This window comes from Flavobacterium amniphilum (genome assembly GCF_023634845.1).
GTDB classification, from domain to species: domain Bacteria; phylum Bacteroidota; class Bacteroidia; order Flavobacteriales; family Flavobacteriaceae; genus Flavobacterium; species Flavobacterium amniphilum.
Genome location: NZ_JAMLJL010000022.1, coordinates 44889 through 51967 on the forward strand (window position 1 = coordinate 44889; position 7079 = coordinate 51967).

The 7079-nt window shown below is 33.2% G+C and carries 20 protein-coding genes; 19 read left to right on the top strand and 1 reads right to left on the bottom strand.

Annotated elements, in window-relative coordinates; genetic code table 11:
* The first annotated feature begins 21 nt into the window (after nucleotides 1–21).
* The gene (locus tag NAT51_RS17860; RefSeq protein ID WP_250601133.1) at nucleotides 22–267 is read left to right on the top strand and encodes a Blp family class II bacteriocin; all 246 of its coding nucleotides are present in this window, start codon (nucleotides 22–24) and stop codon (nucleotides 265–267) included.
* 10 nt (nucleotides 268–277) lie between these two features.
* Nucleotides 278–454 (top strand): class I lanthipeptide, encoded by a 177-nt coding sequence (locus NAT51_RS17865; RefSeq protein ID WP_250601135.1) that lies wholly within the window; start codon nucleotides 278–280, stop codon nucleotides 452–454.
* An 81-nt stretch (nucleotides 455–535) separates the two neighbouring features.
* Here the strand turns inward: NAT51_RS17865 and NAT51_RS17870 are convergent, their stop codons facing one another.
* Nucleotides 536–715: a hypothetical protein gene (locus NAT51_RS17870; protein ID WP_250601137.1), complete on the bottom strand. Its 180-nt coding sequence runs from the start codon at nucleotides 713–715 to the stop codon at nucleotides 536–538.
* Nucleotides 716–1053: 338 nt separating this feature from the next.
* Here NAT51_RS17870 and NAT51_RS17875 point away from each other — a divergent pair, with 338 nt between their 5' ends.
* The 17 genes from NAT51_RS17875 to NAT51_RS19830 all read left to right on the top strand — a co-directional run.
* Nucleotides 1054–2661 carry a helix-turn-helix domain-containing protein gene (locus NAT51_RS17875; protein ID WP_250601139.1) on the top strand — a complete coding sequence of 536 codons (1608 nt, stop codon included), beginning with the start codon at nucleotides 1054–1056 and terminating at the stop codon, nucleotides 2659–2661.
* Between the two features lie 637 nt (nucleotides 2662–3298).
* On the top strand, nucleotides 3299–3499 hold the full coding sequence (locus NAT51_RS17880; protein WP_250601141.1) for a class I lanthipeptide: 201 nt from the start codon (nucleotides 3299–3301) through the stop codon (nucleotides 3497–3499).
* Nucleotides 3500–3510: 11 nt separating this feature from the next.
* Nucleotides 3511–3663 (top strand): hypothetical protein, encoded by a 153-nt coding sequence (locus NAT51_RS17885; RefSeq protein ID WP_250601143.1) that lies wholly within the window; start codon nucleotides 3511–3513, stop codon nucleotides 3661–3663.
* Nucleotides 3664–3855: 192 nt separating this feature from the next.
* Nucleotides 3856–4062 carry a class I lanthipeptide gene (locus tag NAT51_RS17890; RefSeq protein WP_250601145.1) on the top strand — a complete coding sequence of 69 codons (207 nt, stop codon included), beginning with the start codon at nucleotides 3856–3858 and terminating at the stop codon, nucleotides 4060–4062.
* Nucleotides 4062–4235: a class I lanthipeptide gene (locus tag NAT51_RS17895; RefSeq protein ID WP_250601147.1), complete on the top strand. Its 174-nt coding sequence runs from the start codon at nucleotides 4062–4064 to the stop codon at nucleotides 4233–4235. Before NAT51_RS17890 ends, NAT51_RS17895 begins: the two co-directional genes overlap by 1 nt.
* 1 nt (nucleotide 4236) lies before the next feature.
* Nucleotides 4237–4407 carry a class I lanthipeptide gene (locus NAT51_RS17900; protein WP_250601149.1) on the top strand — a complete coding sequence of 57 codons (171 nt, stop codon included), beginning with the start codon at nucleotides 4237–4239 and terminating at the stop codon, nucleotides 4405–4407.
* Nucleotides 4408–4630: 223 nt separating this feature from the next.
* A complete protein-coding gene (locus NAT51_RS17905; RefSeq protein ID WP_250601151.1) occupies nucleotides 4631–4822 on the top strand; it encodes a class I lanthipeptide in 192 nt (63 codons plus the stop codon).
* Nucleotides 4823–4827: 5 nt separating this feature from the next.
* Nucleotides 4828–5019, top strand: coding sequence for a class I lanthipeptide (locus NAT51_RS17910; protein ID WP_250601153.1), 192 nt, complete (start codon nucleotides 4828–4830; stop codon nucleotides 5017–5019).
* A gap of 5 nt (nucleotides 5020–5024) precedes the next feature.
* A complete protein-coding gene (locus NAT51_RS17915) occupies nucleotides 5025–5210 on the top strand; it encodes a class I lanthipeptide (RefSeq protein ID WP_250601155.1) in 186 nt (61 codons plus the stop codon).
* 11 nt (nucleotides 5211–5221) lie between these two features.
* The gene (locus NAT51_RS17920; protein WP_250601157.1) at nucleotides 5222–5398 is read left to right on the top strand and encodes a class I lanthipeptide; all 177 of its coding nucleotides are present in this window, start codon (nucleotides 5222–5224) and stop codon (nucleotides 5396–5398) included.
* Nucleotides 5399–5417: 19 nt separating this feature from the next.
* Entirely contained in the window at nucleotides 5418–5597 is a 180-nt protein-coding gene (locus tag NAT51_RS17925) for a class I lanthipeptide (protein WP_250601159.1), read from the top strand.
* A 1-nt stretch (nucleotide 5598) separates the two neighbouring features.
* Entirely contained in the window at nucleotides 5599–5742 is a 144-nt protein-coding gene (locus NAT51_RS17930) for a class I lanthipeptide (RefSeq protein WP_250601161.1), read from the top strand.
* 33 nt (nucleotides 5743–5775) lie between these two features.
* Entirely contained in the window at nucleotides 5776–5982 is a 207-nt protein-coding gene (locus NAT51_RS17935; RefSeq protein WP_250601163.1) for a class I lanthipeptide, read from the top strand.
* Nucleotides 5983–6156: 174 nt separating this feature from the next.
* Entirely contained in the window at nucleotides 6157–6306 is a 150-nt protein-coding gene (locus tag NAT51_RS17940) for a class I lanthipeptide (protein WP_250601165.1), read from the top strand.
* A gap of 15 nt (nucleotides 6307–6321) precedes the next feature.
* On the top strand, nucleotides 6322–6498 hold the full coding sequence (locus tag NAT51_RS17945) for a class I lanthipeptide (RefSeq protein WP_250601167.1): 177 nt from the start codon (nucleotides 6322–6324) through the stop codon (nucleotides 6496–6498).
* Nucleotides 6499–6518: 20 nt separating this feature from the next.
* Entirely contained in the window at nucleotides 6519–6698 is a 180-nt protein-coding gene (locus NAT51_RS17950; protein ID WP_250601169.1) for a class IIb bacteriocin, lactobin A/cerein 7B family, read from the top strand.
* Between the two features lie 261 nt (nucleotides 6699–6959).
* Nucleotides 6960–7079 (top strand): class I lanthipeptide (locus NAT51_RS19830; protein ID WP_394799710.1); only part of this gene is annotated, 120 nt, incomplete at its 3' end.

A 7079-nucleotide genomic window follows, 5' to 3' on the forward strand; every position in this document is an offset into this window, starting at 1 on the left:
TAAACCATTAAATTCAGTATTATGAAAACAAATAAATTGATTTTCGATCAAACTGCAGAATTAACATTCGGCGAATTGAATGCTATATCCGGAGGTGCAGATATTAGTGCACAATGTGTATTGGGAACTATTGGTTCAGCAGGAACAGGAGCACTGGCCGGAGCTGCAGCCGGATCAGTGATTCCTGGCTTAGGAACTGGTTTTGGAGCAGCTTATGGGGCTATTTTTGGTGCCTATATTGGTATTGCTGAATATTGTTTACCATAATTGATTTGTCATGAAAAAATCAAAATCAGTTAACAAACTGGCTTTTACAAAAGCCAGTGTTGCAGAATTAAACAATGACCAACTGTATATTGTAAACGGAGGAAGTTGTTCCGGTTGTATTTGTGACGCAGTAGTTGATGCAATTGTGGAAGTCACTAAGGATTTCACACGCCCAATTATTAAATAAAGTTTTAAAAATTAAATCAGATTTGTTGACAAAAAAAAGCCAGACTCTTGAGCCTGGCTTTTTCTTATTTTTTTAATTCTTTTAAAGACTTATTTGTAACTCTACCTGAACGTTAAGGCAATATCTCCCTGTGAAAATACTTCTTGGATCAGTATCGATTCCAGCAGCTGTTCCCCCATAAACTTTGCTTGCTTCTTCAGAATTTAACTCTACAATGTTAATCTTTTTAAAATCTAATTTTTGAAATCTAATTTTTTTCATAATCTTTGGCTTTTTAATTTGATACCCAAATCTATTTGAAAAAAGCTGACCGGAAAAATGTATAAGCCTTAAATTTATAAAAAATGGATAATTTTAATTTTTTTAAATAAATGATTTTCAATAGGTTGCTTGAATTAAATAAAAAAAACTGGCTATTTTGTGTCACTTTTTTAACTCTCATAAATACTCCGATTTTTTCTCAAAAAAATGACAGAATCAATGATTCTATCAAAAAGTATATATATGCAAATCCGCAAAAAGCAAAAAAATATTCCCATAAGTTACTATCGTCATTAAAAAACAGTGGTCAGACCAAGGAAATTGTTTTCACATATTGTATGCTAGCCGACTTATGCGGAGCCTTAAGTGAAAAGGACAGTGTTTTTTATTATTTCGATAAAGCCATACAGGTTTCGGGTAATGACAAGGACTTTGAATTGATTGTAAAAGTTAACAAAGGGAATTATTTGTTCAATCAGTTTGATTTTGAAGGAGCCTTGAATATATACGATGAGGTATTGGCCATATGCCAGGAATCAAATGATGAAAAAACATACAATTACATACTGATTAAAAAGGCGAGTATCCTGTTCGAATTGGAAAAGTATGATGAAGCATTGGTCATATACAAAGAAAATCTGAAGAAAGATCTTAATGAGGTACGGTTGCTTGATGTGAAACTTGGACTGGTTAAGTCTTACATCAAATTGAAACAACCTGATTCTGCTTATATCTATATCAATAAAAGTATTAAGGAGTGTAGGGAGAATAATCTGAAAGAGCATGAAATTCATTTCTTAAAGCAACTTGGACTTTACTATATTGATAAAGGAAAATTGGGCGAAGCAGAAAAAGTGATGCAAAATGCATTGCAGATTGCAGAAGTAACAGAGAATATCAATGTGATTGCACCTATTCAGATTGATATTTCAAAAATTTTCACGTTAAAGAAGGATTATAATCCGGCAATTACCACTTTGTTGAAAATGATAGACTCCAAGGATGTTGGGTTAATGCCTATCGAATATCTATCAGAGATGTACTATCTGACGGCTGAAAACTATAAATTTTTGGGGAATACAGAAAAATCAAACTATTATTTCCAACTTTTTATAGACAAATCAAAAAAAATAGGACAGAAAAAAATCGATACAATCGACCACTTGCATAAAATCGATATTTCAGAATTGCAAAACAGGGAAGCTTCACTTATTAACCAGAAATGGGGCTTGTTTTTGATAGTCTTGATTTTGTTTGTGGTTGTATTTGTCGTTTATATCAATAAAAGGGGAATTGAAAAGCAAAACCAGCTGAAATTTGATGAATTACTTTTTAAAATCAGAAACTACGAAGAAGAAACTAAAAATATCCAACTTTCAAGTGTTAATGAGCCGATTATAGGTTCTTTGATAGAGACGGAGGATTTATATGAAGATACCATTCAGGAAGATGCTGAAGTTGAAGCTTTTGCAGAGGAAATTAGCAATGAAAATGAATTTTTAGATGATTCGGAATCTGAATTAAACTATGAAGAACCTGATACAGGTGATACCGAAGTACAAAACAGTAATTCAGGTTTCAATATAAAAGATGAAACGGTGGCCGATATCCTTGAGAAACTCATAAAGCTGGAAGAGAAAAAACAGTTTTTAAGACAGGATTTCACATTGCACTATGTGGCTAAAAAGCTAAAAACGAATACCGCTTACCTTTCTAAAATTATTAATTCCGAATTAGGAAAGAGTTTTAGTACGTATGCAAACGAATTAAGGATAAATTATATCATTCTCGAATTGAAGAACAATGCTAAATTGAGGTCATATTCCATTAGCGCAATTGCCGAAGAAATAGGTTATAAAAGTCCTGAATCTTTTACTAAATACTTCAAAGCAGCCACTGGAATCAGTCCATCGGTATATATCAAAAAAATAAATGAAATAAATTAGATTTGAGTTTAAATCGCTGCAAATCAATTATTTAAAATTCATCTACACGCCCTGTATTTTATAAATATGGGGCGTGTTCGTTTTTTTATTCGAAATTAACCTGTTTACTTTGTCGAAGAAATTTGAAGGAAATCTGATTATTTCTGCTTTGGACTTTTTATGGTGGTGAAATTAAGTAGCCACCTAAAGTCAAAATAAAACAGAAAAAATAAAACAGAGTGTGGAAGACTCTGTTTTATAAGAAAATTTAACAAAATATAAACCTAACAAGTTATTGCTAGAATTTACATTCTGCAAATATAGTAATTTTTTTATTCTATAAAAGTTACTATTCAAAATGTCTACACTAGCATTGCTTATAGGTCTGATTAAAGAAAATGAGCAATTACAAAAGAAACAGATTAAGTTCGAATTCAATTTTCAAAATCAATGAAAAGGATCTGCATGTACCGCAGCAATCCTTTCTGGATCAAATCCAGTCTTTTTTGAAAAGAATCATGTTTTGGAAATGAATTTTACACTAAAAGTTTTTTAAATCCAGTTTTGACTGATTTACACGTTGCTTATGCTTTCTCTTAAAGAGATTGCAGTCATGGTATTGCATATCATTATTTTATAAACTGTAAACACATTAATTATGAAAAAGCAAAACAATAACAAATTGGCTTTTAATAAGGCTGTCGTTACTGAATTGAACAGTTCTGAAATGAATGTTGTAGGCGGAGCAATTCCAACAACATCAACAATAGGACCAATGACAGTAATTACAATTATGACAACCGGTTGTTCATTCTGTATATCAAGCAGCAACGGGAATTTTACACAAAACGAATTATAAATAGACAAAAGATGAAAACTAGCACAAAAAACACTCTGGCCTTTAATAAATCTACTCTTTTAGAATTAAATGAAAGTTCATTGTTAGAAGTAAACGGCGGAACACTGGAAACCTCTGGACACTGCTGTTTCACAACAAGAGAACTGGAATTAGCTAACGCTTAAAAAGGTTAATGGTATAATCAAATAATTAATGAAAGCACTGTATTTCAATTAAGCAGTGTCTGTCGAATTGATTGATCTGAAACCATTAGCAATTGTGGAAGGTACTGAAGATATGCCGGTACCGACCATGATCCAGAATTTGAACCAAATATCGCATATAACAATCTGATAATTAATAAAACTAAAAACATTATGAAAAAACAAAACGCAAACAAACTGGCTTTTAACAAAGCTGTTGTAACTGAATTAAATGCAGACCAAATGATTAAAGTTGGTGGGGGAACACGTTTTCCAAACCCTATGAATACGCTTCCAAGCGACATGAGCTGTACTTTTTGTATCTCTAGCAGCAACGGTAATTGGACAAGGGAAGAGAATTATCAATTTCAGACTTTATAATGAAAACGGATAAGCAGAACAGTAAATTATGGTTTGGTAAAACGGTAGTTGCTGAATTGAACGAAAGCCAGTTAATGGGAGTTAACGGCGGTGCAGACGGATCTATCGACTGGCCTTCTACAGGGTGCTTATGTACCCTGATTACAAGAACTATCAAACAAACGGCTCAGTAATATGAAAAGTAAAAAAACATATGGCAGCTTGGTTTTTAATAAATCGGTTGTTACCGAATTGGATAATCAGGCATTAGCTTCAGTAAGCGGAGGAACCAGTTACTTGACTGTTGTTGGCCCAATCAGTGTATTCACGATTATTCTGATGGATATAGGCGTGGATGCCGAATAAATAAATACAGATTTTAGGATTGGCTGCGTGTAACCAACACCGGCAAACAAAACTTTTAATTAGGCTTTGCAAGTCTGAATTAAAGGCAGGAGAAATATTGCCCAAAGTAAAGCAAATGCTCCCTTGACTTGTTGATCCAATTGTCTGTGTATGAATTTGTCTTCTTCGGTTTTGCGGCCGGAAACAGTAAGTATAAAATTTAATAAACTATAAAACAAAAACAATGAAAAAACAAAATGTAAGCAACAAGTTGGCTTTCAATAAAGCAGCTGTTATCGAATTGAATGACTCATTATTGACTTCAGTAAACGGAGGAATTGCTTCAACTATCGTTGGAGGAGAAACTTGTTCAGGATGTGTATGCTATCCGGTTACTATCAAATTAACACGTCAGGAAACAATTATCCAACTGTAAGCATCATGAAAAAGCAAAATGTAAACAACAAGTTAGCTTTTAATAAAGCAGCTGTTATCGAATTGAATGACTCATTATTGACTTCAGTAAACGGAGGAATTGCTTCAACTATCGTTGGAGGTGAAACTTGCTCAGGATGTGTTTGTTATCCGGTTACTATCAAATTAACCCGTCAGGAGACAATTATTCAATTGTAAGCATCATGAAAAAGCAAAATGTAAACAACAAGTTGGTTTTTAATAAAGCCGCTGTTACCGAATTAAACGAATCTTCATTGAAAACTGTAAATGGTGGGGCACCGGAAATCATCACAAGCAGCAATAATTGCTCAGGATGTTTTTGCCTTCCTGTAACAACAAGATTAACAATAGTAGTTGCTGAAATGTAATTTAAAAGATTATGAAAAAACAAAATGTAAACAACAAGTTGGCTTTCAATAAAGCGGCTGTTACCGAATTAAACGAGAATGTATTGGCTGAAATCAATGGTGGTGCTTCAATTAATGATCTTATCGACGCCATTGGAGATGCCATCAAAGATGCAGTTAGCCAAATGACGCGTCCAATTATCCGATAATTAACCCAGGACTTTACAAATGAAAAAGCAAAATGTAAATAACAAGTTGGCTTTCAACAAAGCCGCTGTTACTGAACTCAACGATTTTTCAATGTCAAATGTTCATGGTGGATCTACTGAAACCGTGGGTATTTCAATCAGTATCATCATCATAACCATCAAAGTTATTGATATGATGCATGAAGAAGCAATGAAATAGTATGAAGAAGCTGGAAAAAAGTAGCCAACTGACTTTTAATAAAGCGGTAGTTACCGAATTGAGAGATTCCCTAATGCAACAAATTAACGGCGGAAGTGCCTTTAATGAAGTTGTTATTCAGCTCACGGCTCTATTAATCAAGTAATTAAATAATAACTAATAATTAAAAACAAGTAAAATGAAAAAAGAAAATTTAAACGGAAAATTAGCTTTCAACAAAGCATCTGTAACTGAATTAAATGACTCAATGTTAAGAAGCATCAATGGTGGTGCTGCAGAAGTTATGGCAGAAGACGGTTCAACTATCATTGGCGGTCCTACATGTACAGGATGTGTATGTGTTAATGTTACTATTAAAGTAACAAGAACAGTAATCCAGTTCTAATAAAAATTTTAAGAAAGAAGTTTTTGACAGGGATAATTATGCGCAGACTGCTTTAGTCCATTATACCATCTTATTAATTAATCCTGATATAAATCTTAATTCCTAAAAATACATAAAGGAGGATGCTGAAAATCCTTAAAATAGTAAGCATTTTAAATTTAAATGCCATAAAAAATGAAAAAGCAAAATGCAAATAATACCCTGGCTTTTAATAAGTCAGCTATTACTGAGTTAAATGATGCCGAGTCAATCGGGATAAATGGTGGAACCAGTCCTCTGTTACATCTGGCGGCAATGTCTTTAATAATTTATTTTATGGAGTAATCAATAAAAAAGAAAATGAAAAAACAAAATGTAAACAACAAGTTGGCTTTCAACAAAGCGGCTGTTACTGAATTAAATGATACAATGTTACTAGATGTTAACGGTGGAGCTACTCCGTTGGTTATCGCTTGGGCTGCTGTGGAAGGGTTTGCTCTTTCTGTAGGATTGTATATGGCTACTAGAGAATTGTAAAACGACTAATTTCAATTAAGATGAAAAAGCAAAATTTAAACGGGAAGTTGGCTTTCAACAAAGCGGTTGTGGTTGAGTTGAATGATACTGAACTGTATGATGTAAATGGTGGTGCTACTCCACTTATTGCTTCATCAGGACCTTGTGCCGGATTGGCAAGTGCAGTGGTGGGAGCTTTGGTAGCTTGGGCATTAGACTAATAATCTATCAAAAAAACTGTAATGAAGTAATCCGGATTAGTTGATTGACGATCAAGATTACAAAGCCTCAAATTAAATATATATTTTTTAAAATTATTTCAATTTCAGGATGAATGATGACGCACAAACTGCTTTAGTTATAACAATAGATCTAAATTATTCATCAGTAAATCAGAATCGTTTTAAAAAAGTCAGATAAAAGGAGTAAGCCGAAAATCCTCAAAAAGAGTAGGCACATTTAACTAAAAATAATTTAAGAAAATGAAAAAACAAAATGTAAACAACAAGTTGGCTTTCAATAAAGCTGCTGTTACAGAATTAAATGACGCAATGTTGGTAGACGTAAACGGTGGAGCTACTCCGTTGGTTATTTCTTGGGCT